This is a genomic window from Marinovum sp. PR37 (assembly GCF_028807375.1).
Classification (GTDB): domain Bacteria; phylum Pseudomonadota; class Alphaproteobacteria; order Rhodobacterales; family Rhodobacteraceae; genus Marinovum; species Marinovum algicola.
Genome location: NZ_JARAML010000030.1, coordinates 26,654 through 47,186 on the forward strand (window position 1 = coordinate 26,654; position 20,533 = coordinate 47,186).

At 64.0% G+C, this 20,533-nt stretch carries 21 protein-coding genes; 13 read left to right on the forward strand and 8 right to left on the reverse strand.

Features of this window, described 5'->3' with window-relative positions; translation table 11 throughout:
- Positions 1-147 precede the first annotated feature (147 nt).
- From PVW49_RS20195 to PVW49_RS20225, 7 genes are read left to right on the forward strand one after another with little or no spacing between them, the layout of a single operon-like run.
- Complete coding sequence (locus tag PVW49_RS20195; RefSeq protein ID WP_274591401.1) at positions 148-1,218, forward strand: LacI family DNA-binding transcriptional regulator; 1,071 nt, start codon at positions 148-150, stop codon at positions 1,216-1,218.
- On the forward strand, positions 1,211-2,506 hold the full coding sequence (gene xylA / locus PVW49_RS20200) for a xylose isomerase (RefSeq protein WP_274563673.1): 1,296 nt from the start codon (positions 1,211-1,213) through the stop codon (positions 2,504-2,506). The genes PVW49_RS20195 and xylA overlap by 8 nt, the downstream gene beginning before the upstream one ends.
- Before the next feature lie 16 nt (positions 2,507-2,522).
- Positions 2,523-3,575, forward strand: coding sequence for a sugar phosphate isomerase/epimerase family protein (locus tag PVW49_RS20205; protein ID WP_048534473.1), 1,053 nt, complete (start codon positions 2,523-2,525; stop codon positions 3,573-3,575).
- Positions 3,575-4,717: a Gfo/Idh/MocA family protein gene (locus tag PVW49_RS20210; RefSeq protein ID WP_048534471.1), complete on the forward strand. Its 1,143-nt coding sequence runs from the start codon at positions 3,575-3,577 to the stop codon at positions 4,715-4,717. Before PVW49_RS20205 ends, PVW49_RS20210 begins: the two co-directional genes overlap by 1 nt.
- Positions 4,714-6,228 (forward strand): sugar ABC transporter ATP-binding protein, encoded by a 1,515-nt coding sequence (locus tag PVW49_RS20215; protein ID WP_274563669.1) that lies wholly within the window; start codon positions 4,714-4,716, stop codon positions 6,226-6,228. Before PVW49_RS20210 ends, PVW49_RS20215 begins: the two co-directional genes overlap by 4 nt.
- Positions 6,228-7,229 (forward strand): ABC transporter permease, encoded by a 1,002-nt coding sequence (locus tag PVW49_RS20220; protein ID WP_074837589.1) that lies wholly within the window; start codon positions 6,228-6,230, stop codon positions 7,227-7,229. Before PVW49_RS20215 ends, PVW49_RS20220 begins: the two co-directional genes overlap by 1 nt.
- A 29-nt stretch (positions 7,230-7,258) precedes the next feature.
- Complete coding sequence (locus PVW49_RS20225) at positions 7,259-8,209, forward strand: ABC transporter substrate-binding protein (protein WP_371398949.1); 951 nt, start codon at positions 7,259-7,261, stop codon at positions 8,207-8,209.
- Between the two features lie 315 nt (positions 8,210-8,524).
- Here PVW49_RS20225 and PVW49_RS20230 read toward each other — a convergent pair whose 3' ends face one another.
- The 7 genes from PVW49_RS20230 to PVW49_RS20260 all read right to left on the reverse strand — a co-directional run bounded on the left by PVW49_RS20230 (position 8,525) and on the right by PVW49_RS20260 (position 15,281).
- Positions 8,525-9,607: an NAD(P)/FAD-dependent oxidoreductase gene (locus PVW49_RS20230; protein ID WP_338020373.1), complete on the reverse strand. Its 1,083-nt coding sequence runs from the start codon at positions 9,605-9,607 to the stop codon at positions 8,525-8,527.
- Between the two features lie 193 nt (positions 9,608-9,800).
- Positions 9,801-10,235 (reverse strand): hypothetical protein, encoded by a 435-nt coding sequence (locus PVW49_RS20235; RefSeq protein ID WP_274591403.1) that lies wholly within the window; start codon positions 10,233-10,235, stop codon positions 9,801-9,803.
- 32 nt (positions 10,236-10,267) lie between these two features.
- Positions 10,268-11,197: an aminotransferase class IV gene (locus PVW49_RS20240; RefSeq protein ID WP_074837592.1), complete on the reverse strand. Its 930-nt coding sequence runs from the start codon at positions 11,195-11,197 to the stop codon at positions 10,268-10,270.
- Between the two features lies 1 nt (position 11,198).
- Positions 11,199-11,945: an amino acid ABC transporter ATP-binding protein gene (locus PVW49_RS20245; protein WP_274591404.1), complete on the reverse strand. Its 747-nt coding sequence runs from the start codon at positions 11,943-11,945 to the stop codon at positions 11,199-11,201.
- Between the two features lie 11 nt (positions 11,946-11,956).
- The gene (locus PVW49_RS20250) at positions 11,957-13,027 is read right to left on the reverse strand and encodes an amino acid ABC transporter permease (protein ID WP_085851828.1); all 1,071 of its coding nucleotides are present in this window, start codon (positions 13,025-13,027) and stop codon (positions 11,957-11,959) included.
- A 3-nt stretch (positions 13,028-13,030) separates the two neighbouring features.
- Positions 13,031-14,200, reverse strand: a complete 1,170-nt coding sequence (locus PVW49_RS20255) for an amino acid ABC transporter permease (RefSeq protein WP_274591405.1) — start codon at positions 14,198-14,200, stop codon at positions 13,031-13,033.
- A 67-nt stretch (positions 14,201-14,267) separates the two neighbouring features.
- Positions 14,268-15,281, reverse strand: a complete 1,014-nt coding sequence (locus tag PVW49_RS20260; RefSeq protein ID WP_048534456.1) for a transporter substrate-binding domain-containing protein — start codon at positions 15,279-15,281, stop codon at positions 14,268-14,270.
- A 208-nt stretch (positions 15,282-15,489) separates the two neighbouring features.
- Here PVW49_RS20260 and PVW49_RS20265 point away from each other — a divergent pair, with 208 nt between their 5' ends.
- From PVW49_RS20265 to PVW49_RS20275, 3 genes are all read left to right on the forward strand, one after another.
- Complete coding sequence (locus PVW49_RS20265) at positions 15,490-16,185, forward strand: GntR family transcriptional regulator (protein WP_274591406.1); 696 nt, start codon at positions 15,490-15,492, stop codon at positions 16,183-16,185.
- 375 nt (positions 16,186-16,560) lie between these two features.
- On the forward strand, positions 16,561-16,920 hold the full coding sequence (locus tag PVW49_RS20270; protein WP_274591423.1) for a YHYH protein: 360 nt from the start codon (positions 16,561-16,563) through the stop codon (positions 16,918-16,920).
- Positions 16,860-17,150 (forward strand): hypothetical protein, encoded by a 291-nt coding sequence (locus tag PVW49_RS20275; protein WP_274591407.1) that lies wholly within the window; start codon positions 16,860-16,862, stop codon positions 17,148-17,150. The genes PVW49_RS20270 and PVW49_RS20275 overlap by 61 nt, the downstream gene beginning before the upstream one ends.
- Before the next feature lie 360 nt (positions 17,151-17,510).
- Here the strand turns inward: PVW49_RS20275 and PVW49_RS20280 are convergent, their stop codons facing one another.
- Positions 17,511-18,284 carry an amidohydrolase family protein gene (locus tag PVW49_RS20280; protein ID WP_274591408.1) on the reverse strand — a complete coding sequence of 258 codons (774 nt, stop codon included), beginning with the start codon at positions 18,282-18,284 and terminating at the stop codon, positions 17,511-17,513.
- Between the two features lie 85 nt (positions 18,285-18,369).
- Here PVW49_RS20280 and PVW49_RS20285 point away from each other — a divergent pair, with 85 nt between their 5' ends.
- The 3 genes from PVW49_RS20285 to PVW49_RS20295 are packed head-to-tail and all read left to right on the forward strand — an operon-like array spanning position 18,370 to position 20,533.
- On the forward strand, positions 18,370-19,101 hold the full coding sequence (locus PVW49_RS20285) for a GntR family transcriptional regulator (protein ID WP_274591409.1): 732 nt from the start codon (positions 18,370-18,372) through the stop codon (positions 19,099-19,101).
- Positions 19,102-19,129: 28 nt separating this feature from the next.
- Complete coding sequence (locus PVW49_RS20290) at positions 19,130-20,080, forward strand: tripartite tricarboxylate transporter substrate binding protein (RefSeq protein WP_274591410.1); 951 nt, start codon at positions 19,130-19,132, stop codon at positions 20,078-20,080.
- A gap of 3 nt (positions 20,081-20,083) precedes the next feature.
- Entirely contained in the window at positions 20,084-20,533 is a 450-nt protein-coding gene (locus tag PVW49_RS20295; protein ID WP_048534447.1) for a tripartite tricarboxylate transporter TctB family protein, read from the forward strand.

Here is a 20,533-nt window from a genome sequence, read left to right on the forward strand (position 1 = left end):
ATCCGGCTACTGGTTGGTTCCATCCCCTCAACGCACCAACGCGAAATTCGGTGTGTCCGTTCCGGGCGGGAGCAAAAAGATAGACGCCTATCAAAAAATGATTGACGTCTATCTTTTTCACTGCTCTGTTGCCCGAGGGAGGAATCGATGGACAGGCAGACGCCAACCTTGAGCGATGTGGCGCGCCGGGCTGGGGTGAGCTATGCCACCGCGGACCGCGTGATCAACAATCGTGGTGGCGTGGCCGAAAAATCGGTGCGCCGGGTGCGGGCCGCCATCGAAGATCTTGGCTATGTGCGCAATGTCGCCGCCGCCAACCTGGCGCAGAAGCGGACCTATCGCTTTGCCTTTGTCATTCCCGAAGGGCCGAACAGTTTCTTTCAGCGGTTGCGCAACATCCTGGAAACAGCCCGGCCCGAGATGCTGGTGTCGCGGGTCGCGCTGATGGTGGAAAGCGTCGCGGCCTTTGATGCGGCGGCGCTTGTCGGTTGTCTCGAACGGCTGGCCGAAGACAAGGTGGACGGCGTCGCGCTGGTGGGCACCGATGATGCCCGGGTCTGTGCCGCCATCGATGCGCTGCGGGCGCAGGGGGTGGCGGTGCTGACGCTGGTGGCCGATGTCCAGGGCGCCCGACCGGATGGCTATGTCGGGATCGACAACACGATTGCCGGGCGCACCGCCGGGCGGTTGCTGCTGCTGGCGCATGGCGACCGGGGCGGGCGGGTGCTGCCGATTGTCGGAGTCGCCACGGCGCATGACCACGCCGAGCGGCTGGCCGGCATGCAGGACACCCTGGCCGAAGCTGGCGGGCGGGTCACCTCGGCGCCGCTGATCGAAGGCCGCGACCGGCATGACATTGTCGAGGCCGAATTGCACCGGCGGCTGGCCGAAGACCCCGAGATCACCGCGATCTACAGCGCCGGCGCGGGCAATGCCGGGCTGGTGCGGGTGCTGGCGCGGCGCGCCGAAGGCCGGCCGATCGTAGTGCTGCATGAGTTGGTGGCGCATTCGCGCCAGGCGCTCGAGTCCGGTCTGGTGGACGTGGTGATCGATCAACGGCCCGAAGATGAAATTCAGACCGCGCTCGAATGTTTGCGCGCGATGGCCGACCGGCGCGATCTGGCTGCGCCGGCGCCGATCGTGCCGGCGATCTACCTGCGTGAAAACCTGCCCCCGGCGGCAGTGGCATCCCAAATTGGAGACCCCGTTCATGAGTGATTTCTTTGGCGATCTTGCGCCGGTGCGTTTCGACCCCGAGGCCGAGGGGCTGGCCTTTCGACATTATGATCCTGACGAGACGGTCATGGGCAAGCGGTTGGAGGATCACCTGCGGTTTGCCGTCGCCTATTGGCACAGCTTTGCCTGGCCCGGCGGCGATCCCTTTGGCGGCCAGACCTTTGACCGGCCCTGGTTCGGCGCCGAAATGGCTGCGGCGCGGCTCAAGGCGGATGTGGCCTTCGAACTCTTCGACCTGCTCGGGGTGCCGTATTTCTGCTGGCATGATGCCGATATCCGGCCCGAGGGCGCAAGTTTTGCCGAAAGCCGGTCGAATTTCGACGCCATCATCGATCTGTTCGAAGAAAAGATGGAGGGCGCGAAGGTCAAACTGCTCTGGGGCACGGCAAACCTGTTTTCGCATCGCCGTTTCATGTCCGGCGCGGCGACCAACCCCGATCCGGATGTCTATGCCTGGTCGGCGGCGACGGTAAAGACCTGTCTCGATGCGACCCACAGGCTCAAGGGGCAGAACTATGTGCTCTGGGGCGGGCGCGAGGGCTATGAAACACTGCTCAACACCGATCTCGGTCAGGAGATGGAACGGATGGGCCGCTTCCTGAGCATGGTGGTGGACTACAAGCACAAGATCGGGTTCGAGGGGCAAATCCTGATCGAACCCAAACCGCAGGAGCCGACCAAACATCAGTATGACTACGATGTGGCGACGGTGTACGGTTTCTTGCAGCGCTTCGGGCTCGAAAAGGACGTGAAGGTCAATATCGAGCAGGGGCATGCGATCCTGGCCGGGCATTCGTTCGAACACGAATTGGCTCTGGCGCGCGAGTTGGGGATCCTCGGCTCGATCGACATGAACCGCAACGATTACCAGTCGGGCTGGGACACCGACCAGTTTCCCAACAATGTGCCCGAGGTGGCACTGGCCTATTACGAGATCCTCAAGGCCGGCGGGCTGGGCCGGGGTGGCACAAATTTCGACGCCAAGCTGCGGCGGCAGTCGCTCGATCCGGTGGATCTGGTGGCGGCGCATGTCGGGGCGATGGATGTCTGTGCCCGCGGGCTCAAGGCAGCGGCGCGGATGCTGGAGGATGACGCCCTGGAGACGCCCCGGCGGGCGCGCTACGCCGGCTGGGAGAGCGCGGCGGCCCAGGCCATGCTGGGGGCCGATCTGGCCACGGTAGCGGCCCCGGTCGAGGCCGGAGAGATCACGCCCGAGCCGATTTCCGGGCGGCAGGAGATACTCGAGAACATCGTCAATCGCTACGTTTGACAGGGAGGTATTTGCAATGAAGACGATCAAGGGGCCCGGCCTGTTCCTGGCGCAATTCGCCGGCGACGCGGCGCCGTTCAATTCCTGGGACGGCATCACAAAATGGGCGGCGGACTGCGGTTACAAGGGGGTGCAGGTGCCGGTCTGGGACGCGCGGCTGGTCGATCTCGACAAGCTGGCGACGTCGAAGGACTATTGCGACGAATGGGTCGGCCAGGCGCGCGCCAATGGCGTCGAGGTGACGGATTTGTCGACCCATATCATCGGCCAGCTTGTGGCGGTGCACCCCGCCTATGACGCCTGGGTCGATGGCTTTGCCGCGCCCGAGGTGCAGGGCAAGCCCAAGGAACGCACCGACTGGGCCATTGAACAGGTGAAAAAGGCGCTGACCGCGTCCAGGAACCTGGGCATCGGGCAGCATGTGACTTTTTCCGGCGGGCTGTGCTGGCCGTTTGTCTATCCCTTTCCCCAGCGCCCCGAAGGCATGGTCGAGACGGCGTTTGACGAGTTGGCCCGGCGCTGGCGGCCGATCCTCGACCATGCCGACGACTGCGGCGTAGACGTCTGCTACGAAATTCACCCGATGGAGGATCTGCACGACGGCGACACCTTCGAGATGTTCCTCGAAAGGCTGGACGGGCATGCGCGCTGCAACATGCTCTACGATCCCAGCCACTATGTTCTGCAATGCCTTGATTACCTTGATAATATCGACATCTACGCCGATCGCATCAAGATGTTTCACGTCAAGGATGCCGAGTTCAACCCGACCGGGCGCAAGGGCGTCTACGGCGGGTTCCAGCCCTGGGAAAAGCGGGCCGGGCGGTTCCGCAGCCTGGGTGACGGGCAGGTTGATTTCGGGGCGATCTTTTCCAAGATGGCGGCACATGATTTCGACGGCTGGGCCGTGGTCGAATGGGAATGCTGCCTGAAACATCCCGAAGACGGCGCGCGCGAGGGCGCGGCCTTCGTCAAGGATCACATCATCCGGGTCACGCCGCATGCCTTTGACGATTTCGCCGGCGGCGCCGACGAGGACATGAACCGCAAGCTATTGGGGATCGACTGATGGACCGTATCAGACTGGGCATGGTGGGCGGCGGCACGGACGCCTTTATCGGCGCGGTGCACCGCATCGCCAGCCGCATTGACGACCGCTTCGAACTGGTGGCCGGCGCCTTGAGTTCAACCCCCGAGAAGGCGCGCACCAGCGGCGCGGCGCTGGGGCTGGCGGAAGATCGCTCTTATGGCACCTTCGAGGAGATGGCCGAACGCGAGGCCGGCCGCGACGACGGGATCGAGGCGGTCAGCATCGTCACACCGAACCATGTGCATGCCGCCGCCGCCCGGGCGTTTCTCGAGCGTGGCATCCATGTGATCTGCGACAAGCCGCTGACCGCGACGCAAGAGGATGCCGAGGCGCTGCGCCATGCAGTGGCCGACAGCAAGGCGGTGTTCGTGCTGACGCATAATTACACCGGCTATCCGCTGGTGCGTCAGGCGCGCGAGATGGTGGCACAGGGCGATCTGGGCGAGATCCGCGTCGTGCAGGCGGAATATCCGCAGGACTGGATGACCGATGCGGTCGAAGCCGCCGGCGTCAAACAGGCGGAATGGCGCACCGATCCGGCGCGTTCGGGCGCTGGCGGGTCGATCGGCGACATCGGCACCCATGCCTACAACCTCGCCTGTTTCGTGACCGGGCTGAAGGGGGCGGAGCTGGCGGCCGACCTGCACAGCTTCGGGACCGGGCGCAAGCTTGACGACAACGCCCATGTGATGCTGCGCTTCGATGGCGGTGCGCGGGGGATGTTGTGGTGTTCGCAGGTGGCGCCGGGCTGCGAAAACGCGCTGCGGCTCAGGGTCTTTGGCACCAAAGGCGGGCTGGAATGGGCGCAGGAAAACCCCAACGAGCTCTGGTTCACGCCGCATGGAGAGGCCACGCGGCGGATCACGCGGATGGGGGCCGGCGCATCGGACGCCGCCAATGCGGTAAGCCGTGTGCCGCCGGGCCACCCCGAAGGCTATCTGGAAGGCTTCGCCAATATCTACGGCGGCGCCGCCGATGCGATCCGTGCGGTCCAGAGCGGTGCCGACCGTGACGCAGCGCTTGGGCTGCTGCCGGGGATCGGCGCCGGGCTGGACGGCATGGCCTTCATCGGCGCCTGCGTGCGGTCGTCGCAGGACAATACCGCCTGGGTGACGCTGTGACCGAGCCCGTCCTGTCGCTGCGCAACGTGCACAAGAGCTTCGGCCCGGTCGAGGTTCTGCACGGTGTCGATCTGGATATCCGCGCCGGCGAGGTGCTGGCGCTGATCGGCGAGAACGGGGCGGGCAAATCGACGGCGATGAAATGTCTCGCCGGTTATCAACCTGCCTCGTCGGGGCGGATTCTTCTCGACGGGGAAGAGGTGAGTTTTGCCTCGCTGCATGAGGGCGAGGCGGCGGGGATCGTGCTGATCCACCAGGAATTCAACCTCGCCGAGCAGCTGACGGTGGAACAGAACATTTTCCTGGGGCGCGAGCTGCGCAAGGGGCTCCTGCTCGACAAGGCCGAGATGCGGCGGCGCTCACGTGAGTACCTGGCACGGGTGAAATGCCGGGTGGACCCGGATACGCCGGTGTCGAAATTGTCGAATTCCGACAAGCAGATGGTCGAGATCGCCAAGGCGCTGGGCCGCGACGCCCGTGTGCTGATCATGGATGAGCCGACAGCGGTGCTGACCAATGCCGAGGCTGCCATCCTGTTCGAACAGGTCGAGGCCCTGCGTGCCACGGGCACGGCGATCGTCTTTACCTCGCACAAGCTGGGCGAGGTAAAGCAGATCGCCGACCGGGTCAGCGTAATGCGCGATGGCATGGTGGTGCAGGCCGCGCCCGTACGTGACATGAGCGAAGACCAGATGGCGACGGCGATGGTCGGGCGCGACGTCTCCGATCTCTATCCCGCCAAGGCTGAAGTGGCGGCGGATGCTCCGGTGCTGCTGCGCGTCGACGGGCTGGATGTGCCGGGCTTTGCCGAAGGCGTGAGCTTTGCGTTGCGCGCCGGCGAAATCCTCGGGATCGCGGGGCTTGTCGGCTCGGGCCGGACCGAGGCGATGGAGGGGCTCTGCGGGCTGCGCATCGCCCGGGCGGACCGAACCGAGATCGCAGGGCAAAGCGTGCAGATCCGCAAACCCTCGGATGCGCTCAGGCACCGGCTGTGTTACCTGACCGAGGATCGCAAGCTGCGGGGTCTGCTGCTGGACAAGGGCATGCGCGAGAACCTGACCTTGCAGGCGCTCGCCAGATTTGGCGGCCTGCTGATCGACCAAAAGGCCGAAGATGCGGCCCTGACCCGGGCCATTCGCGAATTCGACATTCGCGCCGGGCGGCGCGACGTGCGGGTCGGCAACCTCTCGGGCGGCAACCAGCAGAAGCTGCTTCTGGCCAAGGTCATGCAGAGCGAGCCGCAGATCCTGATCGTTGACGAGCCGACCCGCGGTATCGACATCGGCACCAAGCAACAGATCTATGCCTTCCTGAGCGATCTTGCGGCTTCGGGCCATGGCATCGTCGTGATTTCATCCGAGATGCAGGAGATCATCGGCCTGGCCAATCGCGTTCTGGTGATGCGGCAAGGTCGGATCGCCGGGGAACTTGCCGGAGAGGCGATCACCGAAGAAGCCATCGTGCGCCACGCCATGGGTGTCGGCGCCGATCCCAAGGAAAGGGCAGCCTGATGGCAAGCGAGACCGTGAACATGCCGGAGCGTCGGCGCAAACTGCCGTCGATGTCGGTGCTGGGGCCTGTCATCGCGCTTCTGGTGCTGGTGGCGATCGGGGCGATGATGAACCCGAATTTCCTCGGTGCGGGCAATATCACCAACGTGCTGGCGCGCTCGGCCTTTATCGGGATCATCGCGGTGGGCATGACCTTCGTGATCACCGCCGGCGGGCTGGATCTCTCGGTGGGGTCGATGGCGGCCTTTATTGCCGGGTTGATGATCCTGGTGATGAACGCCGCGCTGCCGGTGCTGGGGGTGGGCGTGCCGATCATTCTGCTGGGGATGGCGACGGCGCTGATTGCCGGGCTGCTGGCCGGGCTCTTGAACGGCTTTCTGATCACCACGCTGGGGATCGAGGCCTTCATCGTCACCCTCGGCACCATGGGCATCTATCGCAGCCTCGTCACCTGGCTGGCCGACGGCGGCACGCTGAGCCTCGATTTCGGGCTCCGCACCTTCTATCGGCCGGTCTATTTCGACGGCATCCTCGGCGTGTCCTGGCCGATCATCGTCTTTGCGCTGGTGGTGATCATTGGCGAAGTGGTCATGAGCCGGGCCCGTTTCGGCCGGCATTGTGCCGCCACCGGATCGAGCGAGCACGTGGCGCATTATTCCAACGTCAACGTGAACCGCACCCGGCTTGCCACCTATGCCATGCTCGGTGTGCTGGTGGGGGTGGCCACCATCATGTATGTGCCGCGGCTGGGCTCTGCCTCGGCCTCGACCGGCGTGCTCTGGGAACTCGAGGCGATTGCCGCGGTAATCATCGGCGGCACCGTGCTCAAGGGCGGTTTCGGCCGGGTCTGGGGCACGGTGATTGGCGTGCTGATCCTGAGCCTGATCGACAACATTCTCAATCTGACTGACCTGGTGTCGCCCTATCTCAACGGCGCGATCCAGGGGGTCATCATCATTCTCGCTGTCATTTTGCAGCGCGAAGCCAAGGCGAAGGGCTGAAAGCCCCGCCGTTCCAAGGGAGGAAAGCAATGACATATTTGAAGACTTTCGCAACCGGGCTGGCCGCCGCGGCGGTCACCGCCGGCATGGCCATGGCGCAGGACGCCAAGGTGATCGGCGTCTCGATCCCCGCCGCCACCCACGGCTGGGCCGGGGGCATGAACTTTCACGCGCAGGAGGCGGTGAAACGGCTGGAAGAGGTTTATCCCGAGCTTGATTTCGTGCTGGCCACGGCCTCGGATCCGGGCAAGCAGGTCAATGACATCGAGGACATGGTGGCGACCCGCAACATCAGCGCGCTGGTGGTGCTGCCGTTCGAGAGCGAGCCGCTGACCTCGCCGGTGCAGGCGGTGGCCGAAGGCGGCGCCTGGGTGACGGTGGTCGACCGCGGGCTTTCGGTCGAGGGGATCGAGGATCTCTATGTCGCCGGTGACAATCCGGGCTTTGGCAGGGTCTCGGGCGAATACATGGCCACGAAAATGCCCGACGGCGGCAAGATCGTCGTGCTGCGCGGCATCCCGACGACCATCGACAATGAGCGCGTGGCAGGCTTTGAAAGCGCCATCGAAGGCTCGGGCATCGAGATCATCGACATGGAGCACGGCAACTGGAACCGCGACGACAGCTTCAACGTGATGCAGGATTTCCTGTCCAAGCACGAGCAGATCGATGCGGTCTGGGCTTCGGATGATGACATGGCGGTGGGCGTTCTGGCCGCGATCGATGCGGCGGGCCGCGACGACGTGCAATTCGTGCTGGGCGGCGCCGGCATGAAGGAGATGGTCAAGCGCGTCATGGACGGCGACACCATGATCCCGGCCGACGTGACCTATCCGCCGTCGATGATCGCCACTGCAATCGAACTGACGGCGGTGGGCATGACCTCGACCGCGCCGGTCTCGGGCACCTTCACCATCGGTTCGGTGCTGATCACGCCGGAGAACGCGCAACAATTCTATTATCCCGACAGCCCGTTCTGATCGCGCTGCCACGGATCCCCCGCAGCGCTGCGGGGGATGCTGCCCTTACGCTGGTTCCTGCGAATTCGTGGCAAACCCGGCCTTCGCCCCATTCATGGATAACGAACGGGTTGGCGGCGACGCCGGTTCTGCGATTGCGGCGGACGCCCGGAACGACGGGCCGCACCTGAGCGACCCTGGTGACGGTCGACGAGCAAAGGGCGCAACGGCAACAGGCACGGCAGCGAGCCAAAGGCAAACCCGTTGTTGGTGGCTGCCATCGCAGGCCCGCGCTATGCCGCCGAACGCGTCTGGACATCCCCTGTCCGCGGCCGCTCACGCCCGGTTCAGCAGCTTGCTGTATTTTCTCACGAACAGGTTCTCGCCTTTCATCTTGCGCGTCAGAAGGTCCCCTGCCGTGAACAGGCCGAGGAAAGAATTGCCGCGCTTCGGCCCGAGCGGCACAAGGATCGGCGCCTTGGGGCCCCATGGCTTGTAGGGTTTCATCTGTTCGAGCGGCTTGCCCGAAATGAACCCTTTGAGCGTTGCCTTGAGCCAGGGCAGCTGACGGCTGGTCGCGACGATGGTCATGCCGTCCCCCGCATCGGCCAGGTCTCCGGCGGCCAAGACGTTGGGCAGCGACGACGGGCGCAGCCACCGATCCACCTTGACCCGGTTCGCGGTGCTCTTCTGCGTGTCCGGCAGGCCGTCGAGCAACTCGGAACTGGCGCGTGAGCCGAGGACGGGGAAGATCAGGTCGAACTCCAGCTCCGACCCGTCCGACAGCTTCAGGCGGCCCGCGTAAGGCTCGGTCAGGCTTTGCAGGTTCTCGGCCCTTTTGCCGAGTACCAGGGTCACGCCGGCGTCGCGCAGCTTGCTGGCCAACGCCGTGCCGAGCTTCTCCGGCATGGTGGGAAACAGGCGGCCTGTATCCGAGATCAGCGTGATCTCCTTGTCCGGCATGGCATGGGCTATCTCCCCCGCCAGCTCGGTGCCGACGGCCCCCGCGCCGACGATACCGATCCTCCGGGCCGCGTTCAGCTGGTCGTGAACGCGCTGGTTGGCCTGCCGCAGCCCGTCGATGTCGTCTCCGACAGGTTTGAAGGGCGTGGCATTGGATGAGCCAGTGGCGACGACGATGTAATCGGCTGCGACTCTTTGGCCGTCGTCCAGCGTCACGCCGTCGGCATCGATGCCGTTCGCACGGGCGCGCAGAACCCGTCCGTTCTTCAATAGGCGGTCGTAGGGGATCAGGGCGCGGTCGAGCAGCGCAGGATCGACGACGGCGCGGATCATTGCGGGTGCATGAACGAAATGGCTGCGCGGCTCGATCAGGGTGACCTCCGCGGCATTGTCGAGCGATTTCGCGAGTTCAGCGCCGATGTAGCCGCCGCCAATGATGGCGATGTGTTTGGACATGGGGGCAATTCCTTTCAGGGCGGGAAGGCGGTGGAGGGTCCTTGGCGCAGGCCGCTGGTCATTTGGGTGACGGGGAGGGCGCGCAGTCCTTCGGTCTCTCCCTTCGGGGACACCCGGCCGGAAAGGGCCAAGTGTCCCGGTATCCTCACATGACTTCGGCAAGTTTTTGAAGGCTGTGTCCTGCGACACACCGTCATTTGTCGTGGCGCCTGCCGAGCAAGGTGTCGCCGCGCCGCATCTCCGGCAGGTAGCCCAGATTGTCGATCAACTGCGTTTTCTTGCGGGCGCCAACGAATTCCTTGGCCCCGGTTGCGCCACTATTGCCGTCGCCGCGTGGCTGACCGAGGCGGGCAGGTTTGGCATGTTGCGTACGATCGGTATCCCGGCGCCCAAATACCCCTTGCAATAGCCGACCGGCGCGTCGGTCGCGACAGTGACAATGATGGGCTCGCCGGCGCCATACTCCGCCAGCGACGGCATGAGCTGATCCGGCGCCGGCGGCTTGACGTCTATGACCAGAACCGCCGGCGCCTGCGGCGGGGTCGCTCATTGTCACTGCCTCGCGCCTGACACCGGCGGCGAACCAGCCCGCAAGCAGCGCCAGGTTCAATAAGTCGGAGCCGATCATGACAAGGCCGCGTTTGTTGATCGCCTACAGGTTCATGCGGCGGTGTTCCGCGCCACGAGCTCCTTGTAAAGTTCCCGGATGCGCCTGGTAATGGGTCGGTCGCCGGTGCCAATGGCTTTGCCGTCGATCTCTGCCACGGGGGTCTGGGCGCCGAAGGTGCCCGTCAGGAAGGCCTCTTCGGCGCCGTAGGCTTCAAACAGCGAATAGTTCTTCTCGAAGACCGGGATGCCATTGTCGCGGCACAGGTCGATCACCTTCTGCCGGGTGACGCCGTTCATGCAGTAATCGCCGGTCGAGGTCCAGACCTCGCCGCGGCGCACAATGAAAAAGTTGCAGGCGTTGGTGGTGTTCACGAAACCATGCGGATCAAGCATCAGCCCTTCGTCGGCGCCGGCCTGTTCCGCCTGGATGCAGGCGATCACGCAATTCAATTTGGAATGGCTGTTGAACTTCGCGTCCTGGCTCATCGGCAAACCGCGGACCTGCGGCACGGTGGCCAGGCGGATGCCCTTGGATTGCAGCCGGTCCACCGGCTTCGAATGCTCGATGATCGCGACGATGGTGGCGCCCCAGCGGCTGAGACCCGGGTGCTGGAACGGCTTGGCCTTGCGGCCGCGAGTCACCATCAGGCGGCAATGCGCGTCGGTGTTCATGCCATTGGCCTCGGCGGTCTTGTTGAGGATCTCGAGGATGTCGTCCGGCCCGATCTCGAGGTCGATGGAGACCGCTTTGAGCGAATTGAACATCCGGTCCATGTGCTCGTCGAAGAAGGCCCATTTGCCGTTGTAGAGCCGCATGCCCTCCCACATGCCGTCGCCCAGCATGAAACCGGCGTCATAGACCGAGACCACCGCCTCGGCCTTGGGCTTCAGCTCGCCGTTGACGTAGATCAGGATATTGTCGTTGCGCGGATCGTGCTCTGCGTCGTGGGTGGTCTTCTTGTCGAGATCAATCGTCGTCATGTCAGTGTCCCAGTATCTGGCCGAGAAAGGCCTGTGTGCGTTCGTGTTTCGGAGTGGTGAAGAAGGTTTCGGGGGCGGCCTCTTCGACGATCTCGCCGTCGGCCATGAAGATCACCCGGTCGGCGACCTGGCGGGCAAAGCCCATCTCGTGAGTGACGCAGATCATCGTCATCCCGTCCTGTGCGAGGCCCACCATGACATCGAGCACCTCGGAGATCATCTCCGGGTCCAGCGCCGAGGTGGGTTCGTCGAACAGCATGATCTCGGGCTTCATACAGAGCGCGCGGGCAATCGCCACCCGCTGTTGCTGGCCACCGGAGAGCTGGCCGGGATACTTGTCGGCCTGCTCGGGGATCTTGACGCGGGTGAGATATTCCATCGCCACCTCTTCCGCCTCGGCGCGGGACTGCTTGCGCACCAATTTGGGCGCGAGGATGCAGTTTTCCAGGATCGTCATGTGCGGAAACAGGTTGAAATGCTGGAACACCATGCCGGTCTCGCGGCGGATTTCGTCGATATTGTCGAGGTTGTCGTCCAGTTCGGTGCCCAGCACGTTGATCGACCCCGCCTGATGCTCCTCGAGCCGGTTGATACAGCGGATCAGCGTCGACTTGCCCGAGCCCGAAGGGCCGCAGACGACGATCTTTTCGCCCTTGGCCACCGTCAGGTCGATGCCCTTGAGGGCGTGGAAGGTGCCGTACCATTTGTCCATCCTGCTGATCTGGACGGCGGTTTGCGAAGTGGGCATGGGATAAACTCCTAGCGCTCGGCCACGGCCATGCGGCGTTCAAGGTAGGCGCCGTAGCGGGACAGCGCGAAGACGAAGACGAAGTAGATCAGCCCGACAAAGGCGTAGACTTCGACATGGGCGAAATTCCATTCCGAGTTGCCATAGGCGGCATTGCCCGAGGCGAGGATCTCGAAAAAGCCTATGATGACAACCAGCGAGGTTTCCTTGAAGGTGATCACCAGCTGGTTGATCGTCGCGGGCAGCGCATTGCGGAACGCCTGCGGCAGGATGATATGTCCGATCCGGTGCCAGTAGCCCAGGCCCAGCGCCTGTGCTGCCTCTTCCTGGCCGCCGGGCAGCGACTGGATGCCGCCGCGGATGATCTCGGCCTGGTAGCAGGCAAAGAACAGCGCGTAGCCCGCGATCACCCGGTGCAGCTTGTCGCCGATCATCCAGCCGGGCAGCACGAACGGCAGCACGATGGCAAAGGTGAACATGATCGACAGAAGCGGGAGCGAGCGGATGGCGTCGATGATTACGCCCATTGTGCGCGCGATCCACGGCAGTTGCGACCGGCGGAGAAGCGCAAAGACGATGGCCAGCGGCATCCCCAGCAGCGTCACGCTGGCAAAGATGAAGATGGTCAGCGACAGCCCGCCCCAGTTCTGCTCGGACACTTCGGTCAGCCCGAAGACCCCGCCACGCATCAGAACGTAAAAGGTCACGAACCCTGCCACCCACAGAGCTGCCAACCGCCGCGCCGTCCAGAACCATGGCGCGCAAGAGGCCCCGCCGGTCAGCACGATCACCGCGCAGGCCAGGGCGGAACGCCATTGTTCTTCGAACGGGTAGAGCCCGAATAAGATCAGCCGCCAACGCGCATCGATCACGGCCCAGCAGGCGCCCTCGGCTCCGTGGCCGCAGGCCTCGCGATTCTCGGCGCTCCAGACCGCGTGCAGCACGCCCCAGTCAAAGAGCGACCACAGCACCCAGGCCGCCAGCAGGCCGAAGCCGAGCGTGACGAGCGTATCGAGGCGGGTCGAGAAGTAGTCGGTGCGCAGCGCGCGCAGACGGGTCTGTCTTGGCAAGGTCGCGTCCATCGCTCAGGTCCTCAGCTGCGTGCCCTTGAGCTTGATCGCGTCGTTCACGCGATTGAGCACCCAGGCCATGGAATAGTTGATGACAAGAAACCCGCCCATCAGGATGGCAATCAGTTCAAGCGTCTGGCCCGACTGGTTGATCGAGGTCGAGATCACCATGAAGAAATCCACGAAGCCCACGGCGATGCCGATGGTTGTGGATTTGAACAGCCAGACGTACTGGTTGATCAGCATCGGCATGACAGCACGGATCGCCAGTGGCAGACGGATGCGGGTGAAGGTCTGCCAGGTGCTCAGGCCCAGCGCGTGGCCGGCCTCGCTCTGGCCCTTGCCCACGGCGTTGAAGCCCGCGCGCACGATCTCGCCGATATAGGCACCGCCATAGACCGAGATGGCGATGATGCAGGTCAGAAGCTCGGGCGAGACGCGGATGCCTCCGCGGAAGTTCAGGCCCTTGAGGGTGGGTATGTTCAAAAGCGGCGTTTCGGGGATGCGGCCGGCCCACAACAGGGCCACGGCCAGCGCCGCCCAGCCCAGCCAGAGGCCGCGAGACCACGCCTTCTTGATGTGCGGCGCCATCCGGGCAAAGCGCCGCGCCGACCGGAGCCAGAACCAGAGACCAACAGTGACCGCCAGCGCTATCGCCGCGAGAAAGACCGAAAAGCCTGTGACATTCAGGCCAGGCAGGTAGGCGCCGCGTCCGTTGAGAAACGCCACCCCGCCAAGGTCCAGCGCATCTCGGGGTCGGGGCAGCGTGGTAAGCACCGCGTACCAGAAGAAGGCCTGCAAGAGCAGTGGCAGGTTGCGGAAGATCTCGACATAGACAGTCCCAATCAGCTCGGCCATCTTGTTGCCCGACACCCGCATGATGCCGATGCCGATGCCGATCACGGTCGCCAGCGTCAAAGAAATCGCGCCGAGAAACAGTGAGTTCAGCAGCCCGACGAGGATCACCCGGGCGTAGGTGTCGTTGGTGTCGAATGGGATCAGTGAAAAGCTGACGCCCCATCCCGTGGCGCGCTCCAGGAAGCCGAAACCCGAGGTCATGCCCTGCGCGTCCAGATTGGTCTTTGCGGTCAGCGCGAAGGTGACCACCAGCAAGATCAGCACGCCGATGAAGCCCACCTGAGACGCGGTATCGCGAAGGGATTTCTGTCTGAGAAGCGAGATCATGGAGAGGCTCCGTTGACGCGGAAGGGTCCGACGCCCGGGCCGAAGCCCGGACGCCGGCGCGACGGTATCAGTCGACCATCAGCGGGTAGAACAGGCCGCCATTGGTGTAGAGGTTGTTCTTCGCGCGCGGCAACGCATAGGGCACGCCGATGTTGCGGTCATAGATCTCGGCGTAGTTGCCAACTTCCGTGATCAGGTTGTAGGCCCAGTCATCCGACAGCCCCAGCCGCGAACCATAGCCCGGCGTCACGCCGAGAAACTTGCCAATCTGTGCCGAGGGCGGGTTGGCCTTGATCTCGTCCACGTTCTCGCTGGTGATGCCGTTCAGCTCGGCGAACCAGAGCGACGACAACATCCAGTTCATCACGTCCAGCCATTTCGGATCGCCCTCGGGCACGATGATGCCTTCCGGCTCCAGCGCGATCACGTCGGGCAGGATCACATGCGCCTCGGGGTTTTCCGAGGTCGCCCGGGCAGCGGCCAGCGGCGGCGCCAGCAGGGTCAACCCATCGCAGCGGCCATTGAAATAGGCGGTTCGCACCTCGTCGCCGGATTCGAAGACGATAATCTCGACGTCGATGCCCAGTTTCTCGACATAGGCCGCCAGGAAGCGCTCAGTGGTGGTGCCCGCCGAGACGCAGATCGAGCCGCCGTCGAGGCCGGCCACGGATTCAACGCCCAGGTCGGCATTGGTCATGACGTGGAAACCGGCCACGAAATAGGGGTTGGAAAAAGCCAGGTTCAGCTCGGTGTCGCGGCTTTGCGACCAGCCCGAGAGCTTGATGATCACGTCGATATCGCCCGATTGCAGCGCGGGCCAACGTTGTGCCCAAGAGATCGGTACGATGTCCAGATGGCCCTCGGCCTTGCCGAAGAGCGACGCCGCCAAGCCCCGGCACAGGTCGATGTCGAGACCCTCCCAGTTGCCTTGATCGTCGACTTCGGCAAAGCCCAGATAACTGCCGTTGTGACCGCTGCAAAGAAGTTTGCCGCGTTCCTGCACGGTCTCCAGCCGGCTCTGCGCCGAGGCCGCCCCCGCCATCAGGCCCAGCGCGGCGGCTGCTGTCAGAAGAAATTTCATTGGAAGGTCTCCCTTTTGGTTGGCTTGATTGTGCCGACAGTTTGTCGACAAGAGTTAACCGAAAGCTAGTCGACACGAAGTCGACATGTCAATAAACTTGAGTCGGGCCCGTTCCTGACGAGGCCATAATCTTTGTGAATACTGGGCCATCTGCTCAAAAAATTGGACGAATGCGATGCGAAACGCCGAACCAGCCAGCGCACCCAGGATGGCCCGTAAACGCGGAGGCGGCTCCAGGCATGTGCTGGACGCGCTGCGCGACGAAATTCTAGAACTCAAGCTCGCTCCCGGCACGGCGCTGGACGAGACCGCGCTTGCCGCCCGGTTCGGCATGTCGCGCTCGCCGATCCGTGAGGCGCTTATCCGGCTCTCGGCGGTCGGGCTGGTGCAGATGCTGCCCAACCGCTCCACTATCGTCGCGCCGCTGGATATCGCCACTCTGCCCCGCTTTGTAGAGGCAGTGGATTACCTGCAACGCGCCACCACGCGGCTGGCCGCTCGGCACCGGACCGAAGCTGATATCGCCGCAATGTCGCGGGCGGCCCATGATTACGATGCGCTCTGCCCCACAGGCCAGGCGCTGGCGCTGTCCGAGGCCAACAAGGTTTTTCACATGTCCATCGCCAACGCCGGCGGCAACCGCTACCTCGCGCAAAGCTACGAACGGATGCTCGACGAAGGCCGCCGCATCCTGCACTTTCACTTTGCCCATGTGCGAAAGAGCGGCTCCGAATTCCCGCTCAGCCCCGAACATCACCTGATGGTCTCTGCAATCGCGGCGCAAGACGAGGCCGAGGCCGACCGGCTGGCCCACAACCACACCCGCGTGTTCGAAGATCGGATCGCTGACTTCATGAAGGTGACATATCTCGAACAACCGGGCCTCGGAGTGGACGGCGCATGAGACTGGACGCTCAGTTGACACAGACCGGGCCCCTGTCCAGACAAGCCGTGCGTTTCGGCGCGCCCGCGCAATGTGCCGAGGCCGCGGAGACGGGCCGAACCAACGCCACGCCACCGGTCTGGCTGGAAGCGGGGCTCAATTGAGCGGAATTAGAGGAAGCTGAGAAACCAGGCTTCCAAATTTCGCCTGTGCACGACCCTTTGTTTTGCGCCCCTGCTTCCTTGATATGAGCTGCCGTCAAGATCGTACCGCACCTCGTCGCTTGCTGGCCGGCAGTTTGATGCAGGCGACGAGATACAGGAAACCCCGATCGACACCACGATCACAACCGGCCCCGTCTACGTCGAGACCCCGACCCTGACAGACCTGGGGCAGATCGGCGTCGCCGTCGACGGGGCGCGCATCTTCAACGATTACGAGGATCGCGAACGTCAGGTCGTGGCGCTGAACGACAACGTTGTCCACGATCACGCGGCTTTCGTGGACGAATGCAACGGCCATCCGCTAGGCGACGGCACGACCTACCATTACCACGGCATCCCGACCTGCCTTTCCGACGAGATTGACGTCGACGGCGAACATTCCTTCATGATCGGCGTCCTTCAGGACGGCTTTCCCGTCTATGCAAACAGGGGCGAAGGCGGCGCGACCGTGACCAATGCCGATCTGGACGAATGCGGCGGCCATATGGGCGTGACGCCCGAGTTCCCGATGGCATCTATCACTACCTTCTGACGGCGGACGAAGCCCCCTATTCGGTCGATTTCTATCTCGGCGAGGTCGAAATCGCCGCGCGCGGCGGTCGCCCCGATTTCTCGGTCGTGGCCGAGCGACTGGGCGTCAGCGAGGTCGCGCTGACCGAGGCCCTGGGCGACGGCCCGCCCGATTTCGACGCCGCCGCCAAACAGCTTGGCATCTCGGCCGATGCGCTGCGCGAGGTCATGCCCGCGCCGCCGGGCCAATGAGGATGCCGTCTATATCATGACGACGTCTGATCCTCGCGGGTATCGGCACCGCGAGGATCGGTTTGTCCCGCGGCCACAACCGATGTTTCGCAGCAGCTGCGGATGGCGGAAAAGCCCCGCGCTTCTGCCGTTCAGTTTCAGAGAATGCTGCAAAACCCACGAACGGCAAGTTTGACGGGCCGCAACGCGGCAACCGGAGTAGGAATTGGATGATCGCAATGGCCGAAGTCAACTTGCGTGTCACCCGGCGGCGTCCCCTGGTGCGGCTTGCGACGGTCGTTGCTATGGGCCCCTAACCTTTCTGTCTTGCGCGCGAATGTGACGGGCGGGGCCGAGGTGTTTGCCGATCCGATTTCGCGTTCAGCCGATGTTGTACAGCCTTCGTGCCGCGGCTCCATCCGACAAGCGGCGCCACTGCTTGCTCAGGCTCCAGACGCCGGAATAGCCGGTACGGTCCTCGTGCTGGGTATGTGGCCAGTCGCTACCCCAGACAACGTGATTGTCGGGCAGCAGGGACAGAAGTTCGCTGGCATGGGGGGTGATGTCGAAGGTGGTGCGGTAATGCGCGGCGAACTTGAAATGGAGGGCGCTGCGGTCGGGGAGATCGGCGACCGCCCGGATCATCGGGTCGGTGCCCGGTTCCGGATCGCACGGCAGGCCGAAATGGTCGACGACCAGGTTTATGCCTTGATCGGTGAGAACCGGCAGGAGCGGAGCGAGGCGCGGGCCTTCCAGATGAATCTCGAGGTGCAGGTCGCGGTCGCGCAGCCTGGCCAGAAAACGCTTGGTCGATATGGCGTCAAAGTCCGGCACGGGTGCCCCGCGCACCAGGTTCCATCGCACGCCGCGCATTCCGGCGCGGACAAGGCGGTCGAGGTCGTCGTCGTTCACATCCAAAGACACCACCCCGACGCCGGCAAAACGCGCGCGATCCAGCCCGGCGAGCGCTGCACACATCTCGGAGTTGTCGGTGCCGAGAAAGCTGACCTGAACGATCACGCCACCCTGTAATCCGTGCCGCTCCTGATGGGCCAACCAATCGGCCAAAGGGGCAGGCCGGGCGGGCATGTACCGCGCGCCGTCGATTGCGGTGACGGTTTCATAGACATGTGCATGACAGTCGAACTGGATCATGAGGGCCCTCCCGAGACAATTCATATATATGACTAGTTGACTGGATGGGTCAACATGGTTTAGAAGCTTTGCCGGGAGGACGACGATGAGCACTGGATTCGCCACGACTGATGCACGGCTGCCGGCCTATGCCCGGCTTCGCGACACTCTGACGGCGCGCATTGCCGCGGGTGACTGGACGCCGGACCAGCCGATCCCCTCCGAGGCGCGGCTGGCGCGGGAATTCGACGTCTCCGTGGGCACGGTGCGCAAGGCGGTCGACGGGCTGGTCACCGAGGGCCTGCTGGAACGGCGGCAGGGGTCGGGCACCTTCATGCGCGCGCCGTCCTTCAACGCCACGCTGTTCCGTTTCTTCCCGATGCGCGGCAGTGAGGGCGCGCCGCTGTCGATCCCGCAGAGCCAGATGATCCTGCGCAGCCTTGCCGAGGCTCCGGCCGAAGCGGCCGAGGCGCTTGGCACTGGCGAGGTGATCAAGATCGTGCGCCTGCGCAGCCTGTCCGATCAGCCGGTGCTGTTCGAGGAAATCTACATTCCCCGCGCACGCTTCGCCGGGTTCGAGGAACTTCCGGACACCGCGTTTGGCCCGCTGCTGTACCCCACGTATTTCGAACATTTCGGTGTGCTGGTGAAGCGCGCAACAGACGAAGTGTCGTTCGGGTGCGCCTCCGACGTCGTGGCGCAGAAATTGCGCATCAAGACGGGCGATCCGCTGGCGGTCATTCGCCGCACCGCCTTCGATGTCGAGGACAAGCCCGTCGAATGGCGCATCGCCAGCGGCAGCGCCGAGGGCTTTCGCTATCGCAGCGAAATCAACTGACAGCTTCAATTCAAATGGGAGAGAGACCATGAAGACCAAGACAATCCTGCTCGGCCTGACGGCGGCCGCGGCGCTGGCCGCCCCGGCGCTGGCGGAATACCCCGAGCGCGCCATCGAGCTGACCATCCCGGCCGGTGCCGGCGGCGGCACCGACACCAGCGCTCGCAGGCTGGCGATCCTCTTGGAGGAAAAGCTCGGCACCTCCATCGCTATCCTCAACGTGGGCGGCGGCGGCGGCTCGGTCGGTGCCTCGCAGTTCATGCAGGCCAAGCCGGACGGCTATGCGCTCTTCGCCACCTGGAACAGCCCGTTGACCACTGTGCCGCAGGTGCAGAACGTGGCCTATGGGCTCGACAGCTTCACCCCCATCGCCTCGACCTCGGAGACCGCCTATACGCTCTGCGTCAAGACCGATTTCCCGGCCACCACCGGCGCGGAATTCCTCGCCGAGCTTGAGGCCAACCCGGGCAAGTACACCTATGGCAATGACGGCATCGGCGGCACCATGCAGCTGGCGGCAGAGCGGATTTTCCAGGCCAGAGGGATCGAGGCCATCGCCATCCCCTTCGGCGGTGCGGGCGAGACGCTTCAGAACTTCCTCGGCGGTCACGTCGACATCTACGGCGGCTCGATCTCGACCGTTCTGCCTTATGTCGAGAACGGCGAGGCCAAGTGCCCGATTGTGACCTCTGCCGCCGACGTGCCGGCCCTTCCGGGCGCTTCGGGACTGGAGGCGCTGGGGCTGGGCGACAAGGAAACCCTGCTGTGGCGGGCCATTCTCGGGCCAAAGGGTCTTGATCAGGCCATCGTCGACAAGCTGGCCGAGGTGATCGACGCGGCGGTCAACGATCCCAGTTACGTCGAATTCCTTGCCACCAAGGGCGAAGTGCCCAACGTGGTCAAGGGCGAAGAGCTGGGCGCGCGGCTTCAAGGTGAATACGACGCGCTGGCCGAAGTCTCCAAGAACCTCGGGCTCTGAGCCATGGAGAAGCGTCAGGATATCGTGCTCGGGCTGCTCTTTGCCGGCCTCGGCATCACCGCGGCCTGGATGGCCACCGAATACTCCGGGGCCAGCGGGACCTACCCGATGGTGCTGGGCCTGATCCTGGCGCTTCTTGGCGGGGCAGTGACGGTCAAGGCCGTCCGCTCCGGCAAAACCGAGGCGCGGGCGCTGATCGACGCGCCCGCCCAGATGATCATCGCCGCGGTGATCGCGACGATCTATGTGGCGCTGGTTGTGCCCTTGGGTTTCTACACCGCCTCTTTCCTGCTGATGCTGGCGCTGCCCATGGCGCTGGGCTTCCGCCAGCTGGTCTATGCGCTGATCGTGGCGCTGGTTTTCATGGTGCTGATCTACCTCGTCTTCTCGGTGCTGTTGGAAAAGCCGCTGCCGCGCGAGGCTCTTTTGTCCCTCTTCGCCGCCGGAGCCTGA

Bases quoted from the DNA above. Each gene is read 5' to 3' on its own strand.
- PVW49_RS20195 (WP_274591401.1), top strand. From the start codon at position 148: ATGGACAGGCAGACGCCAACCTTGAGCGATGTGGCGCGCCGGGCTGGG.
- xylA (WP_274563673.1), top strand. From the start codon at position 1,211: ATGAGTGATTTCTTTGGCGATCTTGCGCCGGTGCGTTTCGACCCCGAG.
- PVW49_RS20205 (WP_048534473.1), top strand. From the start codon at position 2,523: ATGAAGACGATCAAGGGGCCCGGCCTGTTCCTGGCGCAATTCGCCGGC.
- PVW49_RS20210 (WP_048534471.1), top strand. From the start codon at position 3,575: ATGGACCGTATCAGACTGGGCATGGTGGGCGGCGGCACGGACGCCTTT.
- PVW49_RS20220 (WP_074837589.1), top strand. From the start codon at position 6,228: ATGGCAAGCGAGACCGTGAACATGCCGGAGCGTCGGCGCAAACTGCCG.
- PVW49_RS20225 (WP_371398949.1), top strand. From the start codon at position 7,259: ATGACATATTTGAAGACTTTCGCAACCGGGCTGGCCGCCGCGGCGGTC.
- PVW49_RS20230 (WP_338020373.1), bottom strand. From the start codon at position 9,607: ATGTCCAAACACATCGCCATCATTGGCGGCGGCTACATCGGCGCTGAA.
- PVW49_RS20235 (WP_274591403.1), bottom strand. From the start codon at position 10,235: ATGATCGGCTCCGACTTATTGAACCTGGCGCTGCTTGCGGGCTGGTTC.
- PVW49_RS20240 (WP_074837592.1), bottom strand. From the start codon at position 11,197: ATGACGACGATTGATCTCGACAAGAAGACCACCCACGACGCAGAGCAC.
- PVW49_RS20245 (WP_274591404.1), bottom strand. From the start codon at position 11,945: ATGCCCACTTCGCAAACCGCCGTCCAGATCAGCAGGATGGACAAATGG.
- PVW49_RS20250 (WP_085851828.1), bottom strand. From the start codon at position 13,027: ATGGACGCGACCTTGCCAAGACAGACCCGTCTGCGCGCGCTGCGCACC.
- PVW49_RS20255 (WP_274591405.1), bottom strand. From the start codon at position 14,200: ATGATCTCGCTTCTCAGACAGAAATCCCTTCGCGATACCGCGTCTCAG.
- PVW49_RS20260 (WP_048534456.1), bottom strand. From the start codon at position 15,281: ATGAAATTTCTTCTGACAGCAGCCGCCGCGCTGGGCCTGATGGCGGGG.
- PVW49_RS20265 (WP_274591406.1), top strand. From the start codon at position 15,490: ATGGCCCGTAAACGCGGAGGCGGCTCCAGGCATGTGCTGGACGCGCTG.
- PVW49_RS20275 (WP_274591407.1), top strand. From the start codon at position 16,860: ATGCGGCGGCCATATGGGCGTGACGCCCGAGTTCCCGATGGCATCTAT.
- PVW49_RS20280 (WP_274591408.1), bottom strand. From the start codon at position 18,284: ATGATCCAGTTCGACTGTCATGCACATGTCTATGAAACCGTCACCGCA.
- PVW49_RS20285 (WP_274591409.1), top strand. From the start codon at position 18,370: ATGAGCACTGGATTCGCCACGACTGATGCACGGCTGCCGGCCTATGCC.
- PVW49_RS20290 (WP_274591410.1), top strand. From the start codon at position 19,130: ATGAAGACCAAGACAATCCTGCTCGGCCTGACGGCGGCCGCGGCGCTG.
- PVW49_RS20295 (WP_048534447.1), top strand. From the start codon at position 20,084: ATGGAGAAGCGTCAGGATATCGTGCTCGGGCTGCTCTTTGCCGGCCTC.